At 41.0% G+C, this 20,086-nt stretch carries 17 protein-coding genes; 10 read left to right on the forward strand and 7 right to left on the reverse strand.

Going from position 1 to position 20,086, the window contains the following annotated elements; translation table 11 throughout:
- Positions 1 to 241: 241 nt before the first annotated feature.
- The 5 genes from IPP74_00380 to IPP74_00400 all read right to left on the reverse strand — a co-directional run bounded on the left by IPP74_00380 (position 242) and on the right by IPP74_00400 (position 6,049).
- On the reverse strand, positions 242 to 2,977 hold the full coding sequence (locus tag IPP74_00380) for an ankyrin repeat domain-containing protein (GenBank protein ID MBL0317759.1): 2,736 nt from the start codon (positions 2,975 to 2,977) through the stop codon (positions 242 to 244).
- A 131-nt stretch (positions 2,978 to 3,108) separates the two neighbouring features.
- Entirely contained in the window at positions 3,109 to 3,321 is a 213-nt protein-coding gene (locus IPP74_00385) for an IS30 family transposase (protein ID MBL0317760.1), read from the reverse strand.
- Positions 3,318 to 3,476 carry a hypothetical protein gene (locus IPP74_00390; GenBank protein MBL0317761.1) on the reverse strand — a complete coding sequence of 53 codons (159 nt, stop codon included), beginning with the start codon at positions 3,474 to 3,476 and terminating at the stop codon, positions 3,318 to 3,320. The genes IPP74_00385 and IPP74_00390 overlap by 4 nt, the downstream gene beginning before the upstream one ends.
- A gap of 114 nt (positions 3,477 to 3,590) precedes the next feature.
- The gene (locus IPP74_00395) at positions 3,591 to 4,013 is read right to left on the reverse strand and encodes an IS30 family transposase (GenBank protein MBL0317762.1); all 423 of its coding nucleotides are present in this window, start codon (positions 4,011 to 4,013) and stop codon (positions 3,591 to 3,593) included.
- 395 nt (positions 4,014 to 4,408) lie between these two features.
- The gene (locus IPP74_00400) at positions 4,409 to 6,049 is read right to left on the reverse strand and encodes a hypothetical protein (GenBank protein ID MBL0317763.1); all 1,641 of its coding nucleotides are present in this window, start codon (positions 6,047 to 6,049) and stop codon (positions 4,409 to 4,411) included.
- 370 nt (positions 6,050 to 6,419) lie between these two features.
- Here IPP74_00400 and IPP74_00405 point away from each other — a divergent pair, with 370 nt between their 5' ends.
- The 4 genes from IPP74_00405 (at position 6,420) to IPP74_00420 (ending at position 11,476) form a co-directional block, all read left to right on the forward strand.
- Positions 6,420 to 6,929 (forward strand): N-acetyltransferase, encoded by a 510-nt coding sequence (locus IPP74_00405; GenBank protein ID MBL0317764.1) that lies wholly within the window; start codon positions 6,420 to 6,422, stop codon positions 6,927 to 6,929.
- Entirely contained in the window at positions 6,922 to 8,790 is a 1,869-nt protein-coding gene (locus tag IPP74_00410) for an ABC-F family ATP-binding cassette domain-containing protein (protein MBL0317765.1), read from the forward strand. The genes IPP74_00405 and IPP74_00410 overlap by 8 nt, the downstream gene beginning before the upstream one ends.
- A 38-nt stretch (positions 8,791 to 8,828) precedes the next feature.
- Positions 8,829 to 10,133 (forward strand): adenylosuccinate lyase, encoded by a 1,305-nt coding sequence (locus IPP74_00415; protein MBL0317766.1) that lies wholly within the window; start codon positions 8,829 to 8,831, stop codon positions 10,131 to 10,133.
- Positions 10,134 to 10,234: 101 nt separating this feature from the next.
- The gene (locus IPP74_00420) at positions 10,235 to 11,476 is read left to right on the forward strand and encodes a carbohydrate porin (protein ID MBL0317767.1); all 1,242 of its coding nucleotides are present in this window, start codon (positions 10,235 to 10,237) and stop codon (positions 11,474 to 11,476) included.
- Between the two features lie 56 nt (positions 11,477 to 11,532).
- On the opposite strand, the gene IPP74_00425 is transcribed toward IPP74_00420, so the two are convergent.
- A complete protein-coding gene (locus IPP74_00425; GenBank protein MBL0317768.1) occupies positions 11,533 to 12,450 on the reverse strand; it encodes a hypothetical protein in 918 nt (305 codons plus the stop codon).
- Between the two features lie 24 nt (positions 12,451 to 12,474).
- Complete coding sequence (gene infA, locus IPP74_00430) at positions 12,475 to 12,693, reverse strand: translation initiation factor IF-1 (protein MBL0317769.1); 219 nt, start codon at positions 12,691 to 12,693, stop codon at positions 12,475 to 12,477.
- A gap of 126 nt (positions 12,694 to 12,819) precedes the next feature.
- Here infA and IPP74_00435 point away from each other — a divergent pair, with 126 nt between their 5' ends.
- From IPP74_00435 to IPP74_00460, 6 genes are all read left to right on the forward strand, one after another.
- Positions 12,820 to 14,697 (forward strand): DNA primase, encoded by a 1,878-nt coding sequence (locus IPP74_00435; protein ID MBL0317770.1) that lies wholly within the window; start codon positions 12,820 to 12,822, stop codon positions 14,695 to 14,697.
- Between the two features lie 536 nt (positions 14,698 to 15,233).
- Complete coding sequence (gene rpoD / locus IPP74_00440; GenBank protein ID MBL0317771.1) at positions 15,234 to 17,228, forward strand: RNA polymerase sigma factor RpoD; 1,995 nt, start codon at positions 15,234 to 15,236, stop codon at positions 17,226 to 17,228.
- 266 nt (positions 17,229 to 17,494) lie between these two features.
- Positions 17,495 to 18,091: a hypothetical protein gene (locus tag IPP74_00445; GenBank protein ID MBL0317772.1), complete on the forward strand. Its 597-nt coding sequence runs from the start codon at positions 17,495 to 17,497 to the stop codon at positions 18,089 to 18,091.
- Positions 18,092 to 18,368: 277 nt separating this feature from the next.
- Entirely contained in the window at positions 18,369 to 18,566 is a 198-nt protein-coding gene (locus tag IPP74_00450; GenBank protein MBL0317773.1) for a hypothetical protein, read from the forward strand.
- A 494-nt stretch (positions 18,567 to 19,060) separates the two neighbouring features.
- The gene (locus IPP74_00455; protein ID MBL0317774.1) at positions 19,061 to 19,708 is read left to right on the forward strand and encodes a hypothetical protein; all 648 of its coding nucleotides are present in this window, start codon (positions 19,061 to 19,063) and stop codon (positions 19,706 to 19,708) included.
- Positions 19,709 to 19,812: 104 nt separating this feature from the next.
- Positions 19,813 to 20,073, forward strand: a complete 261-nt coding sequence (locus tag IPP74_00460) for a hypothetical protein (protein MBL0317775.1) — start codon at positions 19,813 to 19,815, stop codon at positions 20,071 to 20,073.
- Positions 20,074 to 20,086: the final 13 nt, after the last annotated feature.

The following is a 20,086-nucleotide window of genomic DNA, read 5'->3' on the forward strand; positions in this document are numbered from 1 at the left end:
AGTGCAAACCTCTGACATTACTTAAATGGCTATATCTTTTCATACGCAACATCTTTTTGAAGTGTTTGTCAGTCAACAAACATCATAAGGTGTTGCACTTCATTTTAGAACAGGCCCTCGTCTAAAAATCAGCAAAATCAATCAAATTAACCATAAATGACTCTACGATTAGACAATCTGAAGAAATTTTCAATAGCACAGGCTCCACACAACAGAAAGTCTAGGACTTTTGCAAGTGACTCTAGTGACTGCAGTAACTAATATTTGCTGTTTTCTTCTCTTTGTTCTCTAAAATTATTTGCATTTCGTATTGTTTCGTTCCTTTGGCGTAATCTTTAGCCGTGAGGTTTTCTTTACTTTTATGTTGAAAATCAATGTTGGGGCGACTTAACAGTAACTTGACGATATTAACACGACCCATAATAACAGCATATTGTAATAATGACTTGCCGGATTCGGTTTCCTTTTGATTAGGATTAGCGCCCCTGTCTAAAAATTTCTTAAGAGCAACTTCATTATTATTTTTAACATATGATATCATTATGCCAGTTTGTTCTATTACATCATTAGCTGAAAATCCGCTTGCTTTTTCAAATTGAAAAAGGCCGCATTTAGGTAATAATACATCGATTAACGATTCATTTCTTGTGAACAAAGCCATAACCAAAGGCAAACGGCCTTTTAAATCTTGAGTCTCCGGATCCAGTCCTGCATCTATAAGCGCCTCTAACCACTTGGGATCGGGATTTTCTTGTGCAATTGCCCATGTCAAAATAGAAAAACCCTGGATACTATTATGAGTTGGATCGACATTCTTAAATCTTTCTAAGCCGCCACTTTTATTTAAGCTTTCGTCTTGCATTTCATTGAAATGACCTAAAGAAATTAATTGCGATAAACTATGACTCGAATGATTAAAGGCTTCTTTGAGAATCAAAATGGCCTGAGGAAAAGAGAATAGTTTTGGATCAGTAATAGGTGGAAATACTTGGAAAAAGTTACATAATTTATCTATTATTTCACCTTTTTTGGTATCAGGAACGGTAGAAAGAGAAATCAGGCGTAGTAATGACTCTAAAATTTCTGGTTGCTGCTCTTTAATAAGATTCGTAAGAACAGTAGGGTTATTCATTTTATCTTTTATACTAATTAAGGTATCCAATAATAAACTTATTTGATTTGAACCACATCCTTTAATAAGAACAAATAATTTATTGATAAGTTCAATTTGTTCATTTTCAGTCCAATCCTTAAAGGAAGCAGAAGAACTAATAAAATTACTACTAGAAGGCACCCTAAAAATATCATAAAAATTATTAATGGTAATTTTTTCTTTTCCAATGGAGATTTTCTGAATGCAATATTCTTTAATTTCATCAATAGAATGTAAAAAATCATTTGAACTCATTATTTTTTCTAATTGTCTAAGTTGATCTTTATTATCCAGTTTATAAAAATCTCTATTAACGGAATGGCTGCCAATTAGTGTGAGTAACCGTGTCTGAAGTAACGCAAGAGAGTTATAAACACTGAATGAATTCAAGTAGTTAAAATTAAAATTCTTCCTAGCTAATTCCATTGAAAATCTTATAATGAGTGAATAAATATCTTTGTTTCCAAAATTCATATCAAATAAAGATTCCATTTTTTTATAATCTATTAGATTAGAAAGAATCATTGCCACCGCATAATATTTATTAGTATATGCATGGTTAAAGGCATCTATTATATATTTTTCACCAACCACTTCAACAATTTCTTGGAAATTCTCGATTTTACCTGCTATAGCTTCACCGGAAGGCAATTCACGTCTTAGTGAATAGCATGCATTAACAAAGGACTCAACTGTTATACGGTCCTTCGCCATCGTCAAAATATCCATATAAATCGGAAATAAATCAATTAAACCTTCGCTCTCTATCAACCCAGCAATGCCCAAAAATAATGATTTCAAACCATCATCATCCAGTTGATTTATCAATTCAGTAACCGTTGTTGTTCCCTGCTTTTCTTTAGTTGTTCTAAGTATCATGGATACAGTATACCAACAACGATTTGAAGTAGCTTTTATAAATAAATCACGTAAACCATCAACATCATTTTCACTTAATAATTTATTTGTCCGCTCTTCCAGATAATCGAACACGTCTGCATATGGATCTTCCATTTTTTTCAAATACCAAAATAAAATATCATGTGGTGTTTCGTCATACAGCATCTTAATTATTTCAGAGGTTTCTTCTTGCATATTGGGTGAACGAATAAGTGCTTCAAATAAATTGTGATATATATATTCTTTTTCTAAATTTTTTGTACCAAAGACAGATAATAAACCGTATATTACTTTACCTGAATGATTTTGAACAGCTGACTTAAGAAGAATTATAAATTGTTTATTTCTAGTATCACTAAATAACTGAAACACTTTCACAAGTTGATTACTATGAATCTCCGTGTACAGCTCAATATCTTCATAATGAATTATGTCAAATATTAAACTTTTAAATATCATTGATTTATTCATACAACGGATATCAACAAGACTTAGAATTTTTTCTTCTATATCTGGACTAATATTATTGTGAAACACCATCCAATAGAGTAATTCTGATACGTAATTCATGTTTTCTCCAGTTATATTTAATAATATTTCTGGAGATTTTTCTTTTTGAATTAATGAAAACACATACTTAAATACTTCATTGAGTGCTTCGAAGCCTTCACTTTTTAATTGAATTTGTTTCAATAAACTTTGAGGTATGAACCATGTTTCTTTGTTGTCTAAAAGGTCACCATCTTGATTAAAGTATATTTGATAATCACATAGCCATTTTTGGTACGCTGATTTTGTCATTTCTTTAATGAAGTTTTTTGTCTGAGGCTTATTAGCAACAAGACCTATTTGGACTAATCCATTAAATCCTTCGTCCGTTAATGGATATTTTTCACTCAGATCTAGAATATTGTCTTCTTTCATTTTAATTTCCATTTAAAAATAAGAATGTAATATAACTGAATATAAGCCACATTCAAGTTTGAAGTGCAAACCTCTGACATTTTTTAGGAATGCCTCATTAGGAGTTATCCAATTGAGTTTTTTGCGTGGTGTTAGGTTATAGTTATCAATGGTTTCATTGAAATCCTCCTTGTTGTATGTGTGAATGTTCGTTTTCTGGGTAAGTCTCTTCGCAGTCTTCCATTGGTATTCTCGACGCCGCCCTTTTGCCATGATGCATATGGGTCGCAGAAGAAGGTTTTGATGTCCAGTGCTTTACCCCATAACTGGTGACGGGTAAATTCACCACCATTATCCAAAGTCAACGACTTGCGTGCTTTTGAGGTATTTTGGTTAGCAGGTTAAGGATTGCGTTTGCAACGTCATCGGCCTTTTTACTGGGCAATTGCTTGCTGAGGGTAAACATGGTCTGTCTTTCCCTGAGAACCAGAATAGGTTGAGAGCCCTTACAGAAGCTCATCAAATCCCCTTCCCAGTGACCAAATGTTGTCCGCTTATCAATGTGCTTGGGCCGTTGATGGATAGAGACTCTGTTTGGTATACGTGAAGCACCAGCGCCTTTAGATTTCCTTAGTCACCGCTTTGCTTTATGCCGTGGAAGGAACTTCCAGATTTTCTCTTTTCGTCTAGAACCCTGATAAATCCAGTGGTAGATCGTTTCGTGACAAATGGATTTTAGCTCGGTTTGACCATGCTTAAGATGACCGGCGATTTGCTCAGGTGTCCAGAAATGGTTCTGCATGTGTTCCATAACACATTCCTGGAGCTTGATATACTTGTCGAGTCGCGCTTGACGGCAACGGCGGCCAGCTGCCAGGCGATGTGCCGTATCCGGCCAATATTGACCTGGCGGTGCTTCATTGCGCTTTAGCTCCCGATAAACGGTACACACTGGACGGCCGATCGCTGAAGCAATCTGGCCTGCTAGCAGGCCAGATTGCTTCAGCTGAGATATCTTTACTCTTTCATCATAACGTAAATGGTTATATCTTTTCATACGCAACATCTTTTTGAAGTGTTTGTCAGTCAACAAACATCATAAGGTGTTGCACTTCATTTTAGAACAGGCTCAGGCCAGGGATCTGGTGGCAGGTCCCTTTAATCCATCTTATCAAAGCAGTTATAAGTCATCTAATCAAAATCATAATCCACCGCTGAGATGGCCTATAGGTTTCTTAATGAATGATGATCGATTAACTAACCTTAATGCTAAATTTTAGGGCATGATAGGCCTACAATTGGCCTTAATTCATTTGGTTAGCTCTAAGTGAAGGGATCACGCCCAATATGCACAATAATATTTGGAATAATGTTGGTGAGCTAAATCCGATAAAACCGAATATTTGCTCACCAACCAATTATGAATAAGAAATCATAGAATTCTTAATGTCTTTACTTCAATCGTTGGGTTTGTATTCCGTCATTCCCAATAATTTGATTAGAACTACTTACCATTCTTGACCATCGATTAGAATTATGACGATTCAAAACATCTGAAGATTCATATCTAACTTCTTTTACACCAACCTTAGACGCTAACTTATCAAAATCAAGCTGATAGCTAGATGGTTTACCCTGAAGAACTGTATATTTAAAACAACCTTTGAATTCATTAAGTTTATCAGTATTAGTTAGATTAGAAATATTTGATTTTCCGATCTCCACACATATTTTTTCAAACAATTCTGGAGAAACATTTAAGACACCATCAAGCACCAAATTTGTTTTCAGATTTCCATGTTGTTGTACGTAATTATAAGTTGTAGCGGATATAAGAAACAGTCGCCCCTTTTCAAAATCTGACAAATCTGACATCTTTGTCGCATTTTTGCTCGAAAGATAATGATTTAAGCAACCACTTTTAAAATTAATTTCTTTTTCAGAACATTTAGACCATAAGACATTCTCTTCAGCTGTAAGTCCTCTAGTCTCAGAAACCCCTTGTTCTCGAGATAATTTAGCTTTGTCTTTATTGCGCAAATTACTAACTTTCAACCTTTTTGAAACCGTCCCCTCTGCGTTTTTAATTGCATTCAAACCTAAGAAGCTAATTTTTTCTAATGCTTTCTTCCACTTGCTAGTTTCTGATTTGATCACTTTTGTGAGGTTATTTTTAGCTAATTCATTTGACGTTGTTTCTGCAGGATTATTGATAAGTGATTTATCTTCATCTTCTTTAGTTACAGGTGTAGATTTTTTTTGTTTTCTTCTTGTGTGTTCTTTTTTGTTACTAACAGGGGCAACCTCACCTTGTCCATCGGTCTTAGGTTTACCAGAGTTAGGCAAACGCACTTCTTTATCTTTATCTTTATCTTTATCTTTATCTTTATCTTTATCTTTATCTTTATCTTTATCTTTATCTTTATCTTTATCTTTATCTTTATCTTTATCTTTATCTTTATCTTTATCTTTATCTTTATCTTTATCTTTATCTTTATCTTTATCTTTATCTTTATCTTGCTCTTTTACTGTCCGTGTCTCAAAATCTTCAGTTTGTGAATTACCCTTAACTTCTTTTTGGGTACGGACTTCACGCTCTTGCTCTTTTACTGTCCGTGTCTCAAAATCTTCAGTTTGTGAATTACCCTTAACTTCTTTTTGGGTACGGACTTCACGCTCTTGCTCTTTTACTGTCCGTGTCTCAAAATCTTCAGTTTGTGAATTACCCTCAACTTCTTTAATTACATCTAGTGTAACGTCTTGCTCGTTCACCTTAGTTTTAACTTCATTAGGTTCGCGATTATCCACTACAACTAACGGAGTACAAAGTTTATATATTGCTTTCCAAAACTCATCATCATTAGACTCAACGTCTGCTGGAAAGTTAAGATCTAACATCTGTTCGGCAGTCAAAGGCTTGCCCTCTGCTTCCAAAAGCTCCCTTTCCTTTTTAGGTGACGTAGGATCAATGCCAAGATCTGATTCTCTTATTGGATCGACTCCCTCAGCTGAATAAACAACTTTATCCGGCCCCACTCTCCGTGCAGGAGCTGGGCGTCTTGTTCTTTTAGTTACTCCACCTTCGTTTGTCATTTGCATTTTCCTTTAAACTATTTAAAAGGATTATAACATTAACTTCCATATTGTCAATATATAATATTATAAATTCCCATAACATATAAACAATCAATCCATAACATTAAAAATTAACAGGCCCATCCGTGTGTTATATTCATAAAACCGTCTTAATTTACTTATTTAATCATATTAACATGACTAATATTTGATATCTTATAATAAACGTCCTAGATTAAGAGGGTATCGTTACCAATTCATAATCTTTATGCGCTACTATAATAACCATAGACTTTAACCCTATTTTGCTATAGAAGTATCGTCTTGGCTTTTTTTACAGCACAAATTACCTTTAACCAATTGATTAGTAAGGAGGAAAAGGACAAAAATGAACGTTACCCTTCACGATGCTACCGTTCATGATATCCCTGAAATAGAGCGTATTTACACGTTCTATGTCCTTAATACTTTCTCGTCGTTTGAAGAAACCCCTCCTACCGCCGACGAACTGGATCATCGGCGCACGACGATTCAAAATAGCAACTTTCCCTATATTGTGGCCAAATTGGATGATAAAGTCATCGGTTATGCCTATGTTGTCCATTACCGTACACGGTCTGCTTACCGTTATACCGTGGAGCATTCTATTTACGTGGATAAAGACTTCCGAACCAAAGGTATAGGGGATATTTTGTTAACTGAAATTCTTAAACGCTGCCGCAAACAGGGATTAAAGCAAATTATTGCCGTCATCAGTGGCGATATAAATACCAATCGCGCGTCTATTGCCCTTCATGAAAAACATGGTTTTAAAAAAGTAGCCCATCTGCATAAGGTTGGCCTGAAATTCAACCAATGGGTTGATTCCATCCTTCTTCAGCATTCCCTCGATGAATAACGCCCCTCCTCTCCTTTATCTGAAAAACGTTGAAGTCCATTTTGGTGGAAAGCCCCTCTTTACAGACCTTTCCATGAGCCTTTATCCCGATGATAAAGTGTGCCTCGTTGGTAAAAACGGGTGTGGAAAAACCACACTATTTAAGCTAATATCGCACGAGCTGGAAGCTGATAAAGGCGAATATTTTATCCAGCCAGGTAAAGAGGTTGGCTATTTACCCCAACAAGTTATCACGGGTCAGCCTATCAGCCTTTACGATTATGTGCTTGATAATCTTGACATTCCCGAGGGTGAATTGAGAGAATCTTTTTATTACAGGGCCGATATGGTTTTAAACCCGTTAGAACTAAACGGACCCGATTCAATGGAGCGTCTTTCTGGAGGCCAGTATCGCCGCGCATCCCTGGCAAAAGCATTAATTCAAGAGCCTGATATTTTGCTCCTGGACGAACCCACAAACCATTTGGATTTAGCTGCAATAACCTGGCTTGAAGGATTTTTAAGAACCTATCATGGTGCCGTATTATGTATTAGCCACGATCGTGAATTTTTACGGAATATTTCCACCAAAACTTTTTGGCTGGATCGCGGTGTCATGCGGGTTAATTATAAAGGTTATGCCGATTTTGAGAACTGGTCCGATGAACTTATCGAACAAGAAGCCAGGCAACTTGCCAATCTAGGCCGTAAAATGCAGGTCGAGGAAGGCTGGATGCAAGGCGGAATCTCTGCTAGGCGTAAGCGTAATGTCCAGCGTGTAGAAAAACTGGTGCAGATGCGTCAACAATTGCGTGATGATAAAACAAGGCTGCGCCAGGTTCTCAATAAAGTTGAGCTTCCAGCCCTTACCGCCGATATGAGCGCCAAACTGGTCTTTGAAATTAAAAATGTCGTCAAAAGCTTTACCGATGCTAACGGAAAAATCAAACCTATTGTCGATGGTCTTTCTACGCGAATTATGCGTAAAGATAAAATCGGTATTATCGGCAATAATGGAACCGGTAAAACCACCTTCTTGCAAATGCTGACAGGCAATCTAGAGCCTGATTCCGGCAGAATCCGTACAGCGAAGAATGCCGATATACGCTATATCGACCAGCATCGTCTATTGCTAGACTCACAAAAATCGCTCATTGAAGTTCTATGCCCGCATGGGGGTGATCACGTTAATGTGAATGGGCACCTTATGCACGTGATTGGTTACCTTAAAAAATTCATGTTTAACAAAGATGAAGCTCGCGGTATGGTCTCAACCCTTTCCGGTGGCCAGATGAACCGTCTATTGCTAGCCAAGCAGCTAGCCGACCCTGGCAATGTGTTGATTCTGGATGAACCCACCAACGACCTCGATATGGACACCCTTGACCTCTTGCAGGAATTGCTGGATGAATATGACGGCACCCTCATCATCGTCAGCCACGATCGTGACTTTATCGACCGTATTGTCAACCGGACCCTGGTCTTTGAAGGCAATGGTGTGGTAGAAGGTTATATTGGCGGGTATACCGATTACCTTAATTATAAAAAGCGCTTCCCTAAAAATGGCAAAGAAAGCCTTACTGACCCTAATCTGCGAATCGAAAACAAGCCAGCCGACAACGAACCTAAACTTGATCCCAAGGTTAATAAGCTTTCCTATAAACTAAAACGCGAGCTCGAGATATTACCAGCACAGATTGAACAATTAAGTATCGATATCAAAACCATTGAAGAAGCCTTAGCAGATGCCAATCTCTACTTAAAAGACCCTGAACAATTTGACAAACTAAGCTTCGACCTTTCGGATAAACAACACCAACTGGCATCTTCCGAAGAAAGATGGCTGGAACTTGAAGAAATGCGGTTGTCGACAGAGAATTAGACTGTTATACTTTGCCTTATTTTCAATAAGGAACTCCCATGATCCCTCGTTATTCACGCCCCGAAATGGTTGCCATTTGGGAACCGCAAAACCGTTATAAAATCTGGTTGGAAATTGAAGCCCATGCTTGTGATGCACAGGCAAAGCTTGGAGTCATTCCAGAGTCAGCCGCAAAGACTGTATGGGAAAAAGGAAATTTTGACGTTGAACGAATTGACGACATTGAAAAAGTCACCAAGCACGATGTCATTGCCTTCCTTACCAGTGTCGCTGAATATGTAGGTGAAGATTCACGTTTTATCCACCAAGGCATGACCAGTTCTGACGTGCTTGATACCTGCCTTGCTGTACAACTGGCCCAGGCGAGCGATATCCTCATCAAGGACATTGAAGAGATTTTAGTCGTGCTCAAACGCCGCGCTTATGAAACCAAAGATATGGTTAGTATGGGGCGCAGCCACGGCATCCATGCTGAACCAACAACCATGGGACTGAAGATGGCTCGTTTCTATGCCGAGATGGCGCGTAACTTAACACGCCTCAAATCAGCCCGTGCAGAAATTGCCACCTGCGCGATTTCTGGCGCTGTTGGAACCTACGCCAATATTGACCCATTTGTTCAGGAATATGTTGCTGAACAAATGGGCCTGACATCTGAACCTGTTTCAACTCAGGTTATTCCCAGGGATCGGCATGCGATGTTTTTTGCAACACTTGCAGTGATTGCAGGATCGATTGAAAACATCGCCATCGAAGTGCGCCATCTTCAACGCACGGAAGTCTTGGAAGCAGAGGAATTCTTTTCTGAAGGTCAGAAAGGCAGTTCTGCCATGCCGCATAAACGCAACCCAGTACTCAGCGAAAACCTCACTGGTCTTGCGCGCCTGGTACGCGGTTATGCAATGCCTGCACTGGAGAATGTAGCACTCTGGCACGAACGTGATATTTCACATTCATCCGTTGAGCGCATGATTGCACCTGACGCCACCGTCACTCTGGATTTTGCCTTGCACCGATTGAAAGGATTACTGGATAAACTAGTCATTTATCCAGAGAATATGGAAAAAAATCTTAACCAATTAAAAGGATTAGTGTTTTCCCAACGCGTACTCCTTGCCCTCACCCAGGCAGGTGCCAGCCGTGAAGATTCCTATGTCTATGTTCAGCGTAATGCCATGAAAGTATGGAAAGAAGGAAAAGACTTCCTCGAGTTATTGCAAGCTGATCCTGACATCGCCCGTTACCTTAACAAACCTCAAATCGAGGCCATGTTTGATATGAGATATCATACTAAACATGTGGATACAATCTTTAAACAAGTATTTGGAAACGAAAACCAGTGAGCGTTAGATAAGCAAAAATGTAAATTGACAATCGTGATGACTAGCACTAAAAGATATGAGAACAATTATCATTCTCATCAACAATAAGTGCGCCTGTCATTATGAACAATAAAATTTACACGCTGATGCTTCCGTTAGTTACGCTTCTTCTATCGTGTCCAATACGTGCCCAAGCTGATGAGGTGCCAGAGGAGCTAAAAGATTATTCTGCCTATTTAACGGGTGATTGGGGTGGAGCGCGTCGCAATTTAGAAAATAGGGGCATCGCAACCGATATCATCTATAAATTTGATGTCGTAGGAAATGTTAGTGGTGGCATTAAACGTGGCATTCGAGCGCTTGATAATCTTGATGTTATTTTTACGCTCGACGGCGAAAAGATCCTAGGCATCAAAGGATTAAGTGCTAAAGTCAACTTACTGAATAATATGGGGAGCAGACCAGATAACGATTTAGTAGGCAGTAGCCAAGGGCTTAACAATATTGAAGTGCCAAGCCCCACAGCAAAGCTTTATCAAGCTTATCTTGAACAAACACTACTGGAGAATCAAGTTTCTCTTCTTGCCGGTCTATATGATTTAAATTCAGAATTTTATGTTACGGACTCAAGTGCTTTATTTATTCATTCTACCTTTGGTATTGGAACTGAAATGTCACAATCCGGTCAGAATGGCCCTTCTATCTTTCCAAATACATCAGTCGGTACAAGAGTTCGCCTAAACCCTACTAAAAATATATATATCCAAACAGCCATTTTGGATGGTGTTTCAGGTGCCGTTAATCATCCACACGGCACTCATATTCGGTTAGATAATAATGATGGCTGGTTGCTCGCAGGAGAAACCGGCTATACTCAACAAGGTGCAACAATTGCCGTTGGTGGTTGGTACTATACTGAAAAATCTGATCATCTCGCACTTACCGGCGACAAAGAACATAACAACGGCAGCTATATCATCGGTGAAAAGCAGCTTTACCAGGAAAGCAACGATCAAGGCTTGGTTGGCTTTGTGCGTTTTGGCATAGCCAATGGTGATGTAAATGAAATTAGTTATGCTTGGAGCGCAGGCTTTGTGTATACCGGCTTCCTACCTGGGCATGATGAAGGGCAATTGGGATTTGGTATTACGGGTGCTCAACCTAGCAGCGAATATAAAAAAGCCGCTCTGGTCAGCGAAGGAACTATTGCTAATGCCGAAACAACGTTTGAGCTCACCTATAGTGACAAAATTACCCCTTGGCTTTTGTTGCAACCAGACATTCAATATGTGATTAACCCCGGCATAAACAAAGAGTTAGAGAATGCACTTGTGCTCAGCACACGATTTACGATTGATTTCTGAGTATCGCAATAACAAAAAGAAATTGCCCTAAAACACGCAATGCTCTCTAAATATGCCTAGAACCCTACCGTTTCAGAATCAAGCAGCTTGGTCTTACGACCATATTCCGAATTATAATTGACCTGAAGCTTACCCTTTTTAAGGTCAATTTGTTGCGGAGCATCCCATTTTATTTCCATATGGCGTTGCTCAAGAGGAGCAAACACATTCGCAGGAACCGTTACTAAATCAATCTGCTTCAGCGAACTATCAGAGGGAATATAGGTAACCGAGAGTGAGCCCAACACCGAGAAATCACCGGAACGTTTTATATCTAGATTAAGTCCCTTTTTTTCTTTGGCTATCACAACATTCGTTAGGTCAATTTTGGAAAATGCCTTTTTAGGCCTCAACAGAACCGGAACAGATCTTACGGCATCCGCTAGGGCATCAGCATTTTTTGCCACATGCGAAGATTTTTTTTCGCTGTGCGATGAAGATACATCCTTATCATTAAAAATGACACCGTTATCACCATCTTCAACTTCACGCAACACGATATAAGCACGGTCTTCACGCATAGAAGCTGGCCCAGCAACACCGCGTAATAATACTCGTATATCTTTTTTTTCATTTGACTTAAGTTTAACCATTCTAGGGTAAACAACTACATGTGAAGTAATCACGTTTTGTGTAGCTGGATTTAGCGGTTGCTCTACGACCTCAAAAAGACCATTTTCCAACGGATGAGCATCAACGATATCAATTTTAAAAATTTTATCTTGGCCACTATGATTTTTTAGAGAGATGTTAGCATTATACTTATTGCCACAAAAAACCACCGCCCCTGGATCAGGTACGATATCCTGGTTTTGTGATCCATCATGCGACTCAATGCTCAGTGTCGTTTGTGCCATTGCAACAGCAGCAAGAGAAGCGCTTACCAAAAAAACGCCGCCCATGAGAAGGCCAGATTTATTCTTTTGTGACCGCATGTCACCTCCTTGATGTCGTTTAAGCTATTTATTCCTGTGAATAATACGCCCCTTAGATAAATCATAGGGGGTCATTTCAACAGTAACTTCATCACCAAGCAAAATACGGATACGGTTCTTACGCATTTTACCCGAAGTGATCGCAATGATCACATGTCCATTTTCAAGCTCAACTCTAAACATGGCATTTGGCAGTAATTCGGTTACCTTGCCTTTAAACTCAATTAACTCTTCTTTAGCCATATAACTCCTATCGATACTAACTCAAGATGTTAGTTATATCCGGCTATGCGATAAGTTTCAAGTGCTTGAACAGTTACTTTGTGATATAAGGTTAGATATACCTGAAATCTGGATCCTTTATCATTCATGCTAATACCTGATCATTTTATTGATGAAGTACTCGACCGCGTCAATATCTCGGAAGTGATTGGCCGTGACGTTGCTCTGAAACGACGCGGGCACGAGTTTATGGGACTATGCCCTTTTCATCATGAAAAATCGCCCTCCTTTACGGTCAACGACAACAAGCAATTTTACCACTGCTTTGGTTGCGGAGCGCATGGAACTGCCGCAACTTATTTGACTAAACGCTATCATTTTAGCTTCCCCGAAGCCGTTATTGAACTTGCCAAATCCGTAGGGATGACAGTCCCAGACTTCAAGCCCACAGAAGCAGAAGTTCAGCAACAATCACGCCGAAAGCAACTTCTAGAATGCGTTGAAAAGGCCTGTCAATTTTTTGAAGCTCAACTACAGACAACTTCAGGCTTTGCAGCCAGGGAATATATTGAAAAGCGCGGCTTAACTCCTCACTATATTAAAGACTACCGTATCGGCTACGCACCAGAAGGTAATCTTCTTTACAAACAATTATCCGCCGAGGGAATAAGCAACGATCTCCTCAACGAAAGTGGACTTATCATTGAAATAGAGGGCAAACCACCCTATGACCGCTTCAGAAACCGCCTCATCTTTCCTATCAGCGATAGTAAAGGCAATGTCATTGCTTTTGGCGGACGCATACTGGGAAAGGGCGAACCCAAATATTTAAATTCTCCAGATACACCACTTTTTCATAAAGGGCAGACACTCTACGCAGAACATCTAGCACGCATGCCTCACAAGGACATTAAGCCCTTAATATTAGCAGAAGGCTATATGGATGTCATTGCCCTTAACCGCTCTAACACCTGTCACGCCGTTGCACCTTTAGGCACTGCCGTAACCGAAGATCATATCAAAAGACTTTGGAAAATTGACCATGATCCGATTATATGTATGGATGGTGATGCCGCCGGTATCCGTTCGATGTGGCGGGCTGCTGAACGTATCCTTGCCATTTTAAAACCAGGAGTATCCGTCAGATTTGTTAAATTACCCGACAAAATGGACCCTGATGATATTTTGCGGGTGTATGGTTCGGCTAAATTAGAAAAAATATTAGGGCAGACGATTTCCCTGTCAGAATTTATTTTTGAATATCAGTGCCAGCTTGTTGATACGAGTCGGCCAGAACATCAGGCACAACTACGCAAAACCCTGTCACTTCTGGGTCAAAAAATTCAAGATTCTGACATCAGGAAATTCTATCAACAATATTTTTATTTAGCATTAAACGAACTAACCAAACGCAATTCATCACATAAATCATCCAAGTACCAAACGGCGCATGGACATAATAAACCAGCGTTTACGCCGCCTAAAAGCTTAACAAGTTCAACCAAATCGCTATCATCGATGGTCACAGGTATTGATCCAATTTTAATGACTGAAAGTCAAATTATCCGGCTTTTATTGACTTACCCCTCACTTTTGTGCGATGATCACGTTTTAGAAGAAACATCTCGGATGACTTTTTCTGGGAAGGAGCTTGACAAAATACGTCAGGTGATTTTACATAAAAGGGAGGAGCTTTTAGCCGTACCACATGTTGATTGTCAGGTCTTTTTGACTGAAGAGGGATTATTGAGCGAATGGCAGCTGATCAAACGGCACAGTGATGTGTTTTTTCAGGGCATTGAGCATCTACCCAAATCTGCTCAGCAAGCGGCTTGGCTGTATCTGTGTGACCTGCATTGTCTTGAGGACATAAAAAAAGAATCGAGGCATGCTTATTTAGAGCATACACCCGAAGGTGAGGAACGCGCGAATGCGTTATCTCAAGAGATTGCAGAGATGGAACGAACGATTGCTACCAAACGAACTAATTTAGAAATGCTGTTACACAGCGATGCTGACCTCTAGGAGACTTTATGGCTACCAAATCTAAATCTAAAAAACCTGCACCAAAAAAATCGTCCCCTTCTAAATCCACGACATCCAAAACAGCCCCTGCACAAGCAAAAGTGGCCAAGAACGTCACTACAGCTAAAAATACCAGCACACCTGCTAAAAAAACTACTGTGCCTCAAAAACAGGCAGGTTCTTCTGCTAATCAAAATATTAAAAAATCTGCTCCCGATTCTAAATCGCCCCAAGCAGCAGCCGTGAAAGCAAAAACAAATACTCCTTCAAAAAAACAAACGTCTGCTCCGGCTAAAGCCACAAGCACGCAAAAGGGAAAAATGTCCGCAAAAACTACATCTACACCTGCCAAACCAGCTGCTAAAGTTGATGCATCTAAAGCGAAACCATCTCCTGCTCAAGCAAAAGTGGCCAATCAGGCTAAGCCACAAGCAGCCACCACTCAGGTGCAAGCACAACCTAAACCTAAAGCCAAAAGGCCTATAAAAGAAGAATCAGAACAAGAAATTGCGCGCCTTACCGGTGATACAATCCCTATGTCAGGCTCCAAAAAGAAGGGCGATGAGATTCTTTCAGAACCTATTTTAAATGCTGTAAAACGTTTAATTATCATGGCCAAAAGACAAGGCGGATTTTTGACGTATGATGAATTTAACGAAGTCCTTCCACAGGAAACCTTATCTGCAGATCATATCGAACGGGTTATGAACCTGCTTTCTGAAGCCAACATTACATTGGTAGAAGGCGATATAGAATTTGACTTTGAAGGTGATGCCGAATCTGAAGACAGCCTTGATACCGATGACGAGCTAAGCCGCACCGATGATCCTGTGCGTATGTATTTGCGGGAAATGGGGGGCGTTGAGCTGCTCTCGCGTGAGGGTGAAATTGAAATTGCCAAGCGTATTGAGGAAGGCAAAGTGATGATGATTCAATCATTGCTAGAAAGCCCCCATGCCTTACAACGTTTTACGTCCTGGTATGATGATTTAACCAATGAAAAAATTCTTCTGCGTGAAATTGTTGACTTAGATTCGACATTAAACCCTGAAGATGGATTCCCTGGCGAAGCCTCTGTAAGCGAAGATGATTTCGATACCGACGAAGTTCTCACTCCCAAAAAGAAAGGCGATCTTTCAGCCAAAGACGATGATGATGATTTTGATGATGATATCGATGGTGAGGATGGCAAAACTGAGGACGGAAAAAAGGCTGAAGGTGACTCTTCTGAAGAGGGTCAAGAAGCTACTGGTGGCGTTTCTATTGCAGCAATGGAGGAAGCCCTGCTTCCTAAAGTACTTGAATTACTAGATGAAATTTCTCCTCTGTGCAAACGCATGATTAATATTCAGGATAATCAGTTGGCAGTCGCACTTGGAGAAGAAAAACCAAATCCTAAAAATAAACCTGAATATGAAGATTTGGGCAACCAGTTAGTTGCTAAACTAAAGGATTTCCACCTAAGCAACGCCTGTATTGAATCAATTAAAGAAGAGCTCTATACCACCAACAGAGAAATTATCCAGATTGAAGGGCAATTAGTGAGGCTTGCTGAAACCAATGGTGTTGGCCGCCCCTACTTCTTAAAGCATTATCACGGTCATGAACTGGATCTTAAATGGTGGCCTCAGCTAAGTGAGGGTACGAACAAAGAAAAGCTGGCCTGGGATAATTTTGTTAAAAACAACCAGACTAGAATTACAGAACTGCAAAAGGAACTGATCACCCTCGCCCGCCGTATTCGTATTAATCCAGTTATTTTTAAAGATCTGGTTAATTCGGTGCAACGTGGTGAGCGCACCACCACTCAGGCCAAGAAAGAAATGATCGAAGCCAACTTAAGGCTGGTTATTTCGATTGCTAAAAAATATGCCAATCGTGGTTTGCAGTTCCTTGATCTTATTCAGGAAGGTAATATTGGTCTGATGAAAGCGGTTGATAAATTTGAATATCGCCGTGGTTATAAATTTTCAACATACGCAACCTGGTGGATTCGTCAGGCTATCACGCGCTCCATTGCTGATCAGGCACGTACCATCCGTATCCCCGTACATATGATCGAAACCATTAACAAAATTGTTCGTACATCAAGGCAAATGGTGCACGAAATGGGACGCGAGCCAACACCTGAAGAATTGGCAGGTCGCCTATCCATGAGCCTTGAGAAAGTGCGCAAGGTCATGAAGATCGCGAAAGAGCCTGTAAGCCTTGAAGATCCAATCGGTGATGAAGACGGCGGTTATTTAGGTGACTTTATCGAAGATAAAAACGCTATCGCCCCACTTGAAGCCGCGATCCACTCCAATTTAAAAGAAGTGATCACCCGAATACTAACCACCCTCACCCCACGTGAAGAACACGTATTGCGGATGCGTTTTGGTATTGGTGTCAGCACGGACCATACATTGGAGGAAGTCGGCAATAAATTCGGCGTTACCCGTGAGCGTATCCGTCAGATTGAAGCCAAAGCCCTGCGCAAACTCAAACACCCAAGCCGTTCACGGAAATTGCGTGGGTTTTTGAATTCGTAGGAAAAGAGGTAAAGCGTAAATAACTATTTGAGCGCCGCCTATAGAACGCCTCATCGGTTTACGCTACATGGGCTGAAGATGACGGAGTGTTGGACGTTATTCTCAGCCTTTTTAAGCAGTATGAGCCGCAGGCGAGTGCTGCTTAAAAAGGCTGGGAATTCAGCACAACACTCATAAAACGCCGTCATTGCCCCCTTCCATTACAAATGAAAATTGATATAATCCAAGTAAACATAATTAATTAACAAAAGCTCTTGGAAAATAATATGGCTAAAATCCATTACGACCGACGCATAGAAGGGATTTTTATTCAAATATGGAATCAGACTCTTACTCAAAATGAATTTAATGATCAAAATACACGTCCCGCCTACCTTAGGGCCTGCCATCAGCTTTCAAATATTTTAAAAACGACCCTGGATTCCATCGCTCGTTATCAACCCACTCCCACCCTTTCAGAAAAATCCCCTTTACTCAATTATGCAAGACCGCCAGAATCGGCCACTCCTGGAATGCCTGATTCCTTACGTTTCAGGTTAAACTCTTTGGCTCCCGAAATTACTGATCGAATACAATATGCCAATAGTTTAAAAATTGAATTTTCTAAATTACCGACAGATCCCGTTGCCCCTTCTGCGAGCTGGGTTGAACGCTCTTTTCGTAAAATGATCCATAGCGTCAACGAGAGCAGCGCCTCCACTACAATGCAGGAATTTATCGTTGGTTTAAAGCCATTAATAAGGGAGGTCTATAATATACTCTATACCAGTGACCCTCAAAACTTAGCTTCCTTTTCTGATGCACTCGAAGAAACCTACATTCACAGCCTGCTAAAGCAATCTCCGACTTTACTGTCAAAATAAATCAGCTTGAAGTGGAATTTTGCTAGTCGCAAAATAGTGTTGCGCTGGATCTCCAGCCCATTACGCTTACGCTACATGGGCTGAAGATGACGGAGTGTTGGACGTCATTCTCAGACTTTCTAAGCAGTATGAGCCGCAGGCGAGTGCTGCTTAAAAAGGCTGGGAATCCAGCGCAATTCCTTCTCATCGGTGCATGTTTCACCAGCCCATTATGCTTACACTCCATGGGCCGAAGATGACGGAGTGTTGAACGTCATTCTCAGCCTTTTTAAGCAGTATGAGCCGCAGGCGAGTGCTGCTTAAAAAGGCTGGGAATCCAGCACAATACACATTGCGCGACCAGCGCAATTCCTTCTCATCGGTGCATGTTTCACCAGCCCATTACGCTTACACTCCATGGGCCGAAGATGACGGAGTGTTGGACGTCATTCTCAGCCTTTTTAAGCAGTATGAGCCGCAGGCGAGTGCTGCTTAAAAAGGCTGGGAATCCAGCGCAATTCCTTCTCATCGGTGCATGTTTCACCAGCCCATTACGCTTACGCTACATGGGCTGAAGATGACGGAGTGTTGGACGTCATTCTCAGACTTTTTAAGCAGTATGAGCCGCAGGCGAGTGCTGCTTAAAAAGGCTGGGAATCCAGCGCAATTCCTTCTCATCGGTGCATGTTTCACCAGTCCATTACGCTTACGCTCCATGGACCGAAGATGACGGAGTGTTGAACGTCATTCTCAGCCTTTTTAAGCAGTATGAGCCGCTGGCGAGTGCTGCTTAAAAAGGCTGGGAATCCAGCACAATACACATTGCGCGACCAGCGCAATTCCTTCTCATCGGTGCATGTTTCACCAGCCCATTACGCTTACGCTCCATGGGCCAAAGATGACGGAGTGTTGACGTCATTCTCAAGCCTTTTTACAGTATGAGCCGCAGGCGAGTGCGCTTAAAAAGGCTGGAATCCAGCACAATACACATTGCGCGACCAGCGCAATTCCTTCTCATCGGTGCATGTTTCACCAGCCCATTATGCTTACGCTACATGGGCCGAAGATAACGGAGTGTTGGACGTCATTCTCAGCCTTTTAAGCAGTATGAGCCGCAGGCGAGTGTCGCTTAAAAGGCTGGAATCCAGCAATACACATTGCGCGACCAGCGCAATTCCTTCTCATCGGTGCATGTTTCACCAGCCCATTACGCTTACGCTCCATGGGCCGAAGATGACGGAGTGTTGGACGTCATTCTCAGACTTTTTAAGCAGTATGAGCCGCAGGCGAGTGCTGCTTAAAAAGGCTGGGAATCCAGCACAATACACATTGCGCGACCAGCGCAATTCCTTCTCATCGGTGCATGTTTCACCAGCCCATTATGCTTACGCTACATGGGCTGAAGATGACGGAGTGTTGGACGTCATTCTCAGACTTTTACAGTATGAGCCGCAGGCGAGTGCTAAAAAGGCTGGGAATCCAGCACAATACACATTGCGCGACCAGCGCAATTCCTTCTCATCGGTGCATGTTTCACCAGCCCATTATGCTTACGCTACATGGGCTGAAGATGACGGAGTGTTGGACGTCATTCTCAGCCTTTTTAAGCAGTATGAGCCGCAGGCGAGTGCTGCTTAAAAAGGCTGGGAATCCAGCACAATACACATTGCGCGACCAGCGCAATTCCTTCTCATCGGTGCATGTTTCACCAGCCCATTACGCTTACGCTCCATGGGCCGAAGATGACGGAGTGTTGGACGTCATTCTCAGCCTTTTTAAGCAGTATGAGCCGCAGGCGAGTGCTGCTTAAAAAGGCTGGGAATCCAGCACAATACACATTGCGCGACCAGCGCAATTCCTTCTCATCGGTGCATGTTTCACCAGCCCATTACGCTTACGCTCCATGGGCCGAAGATGACGGCACAATACTCATAAAACGCCGTCATTGCCCCCTTCCATCACCAATAAAAATAAAGCAATCTCCGACTTCACTGTCAAAATAAATCAGCTTGAAGA

This window comes from Alphaproteobacteria bacterium, from assembly GCA_016722515.1.
GTDB lineage: Bacteria > Pseudomonadota > Alphaproteobacteria > Rickettsiales > JADKJE01 > JADKJE01.

Bases quoted from the DNA above. Each gene is read 5' to 3' on its own strand.
- IPP74_00380 (MBL0317759.1), bottom strand. From the start codon at position 2,977: ATGAAAGAAGACAATATTCTAGATCTGAGTGAAAAATATCCATTAACG.
- IPP74_00390 (MBL0317761.1), bottom strand. From the start codon at position 3,476: ATGAGCTTCTGTAAGGGCTCTCAACCTATTCTGGTTCTCAGGGAAAGA.
- IPP74_00395 (MBL0317762.1), bottom strand. From the start codon at position 4,013: ATGAAAAGATATAACCATTTACGTTATGATGAAAGAGTAAAGATATCT.
- IPP74_00400 (MBL0317763.1), bottom strand. From the start codon at position 6,049: ATGACAAACGAAGGTGGAGTAACTAAAAGAACAAGACGCCCAGCTCCT.
- IPP74_00405 (MBL0317764.1), top strand. From the start codon at position 6,420: ATGAACGTTACCCTTCACGATGCTACCGTTCATGATATCCCTGAAATA.
- IPP74_00410 (MBL0317765.1), top strand. From the start codon at position 6,922: ATGAATAACGCCCCTCCTCTCCTTTATCTGAAAAACGTTGAAGTCCAT.
- IPP74_00415 (MBL0317766.1), top strand. From the start codon at position 8,829: ATGATCCCTCGTTATTCACGCCCCGAAATGGTTGCCATTTGGGAACCG.
- IPP74_00420 (MBL0317767.1), top strand. From the start codon at position 10,235: ATGAACAATAAAATTTACACGCTGATGCTTCCGTTAGTTACGCTTCTT.
- IPP74_00425 (MBL0317768.1), bottom strand. From the start codon at position 12,450: ATGCGGTCACAAAAGAATAAATCTGGCCTTCTCATGGGCGGCGTTTTT.
- infA (MBL0317769.1), bottom strand. From the start codon at position 12,693: ATGGCTAAAGAAGAGTTAATTGAGTTTAAAGGCAAGGTAACCGAATTA.
- IPP74_00435 (MBL0317770.1), top strand. From the start codon at position 12,820: ATGCTAATACCTGATCATTTTATTGATGAAGTACTCGACCGCGTCAAT.
- rpoD (MBL0317771.1), top strand. From the start codon at position 15,234: ATGTCAGGCTCCAAAAAGAAGGGCGATGAGATTCTTTCAGAACCTATT.
- IPP74_00445 (MBL0317772.1), top strand. From the start codon at position 17,495: ATGGCTAAAATCCATTACGACCGACGCATAGAAGGGATTTTTATTCAA.
- IPP74_00450 (MBL0317773.1), top strand. From the start codon at position 18,369: ATGAGCCGCAGGCGAGTGCTGCTTAAAAAGGCTGGGAATCCAGCACAA.
- IPP74_00460 (MBL0317775.1), top strand. From the start codon at position 19,813: ATGACGGAGTGTTGGACGTCATTCTCAGCCTTTTTAAGCAGTATGAGC.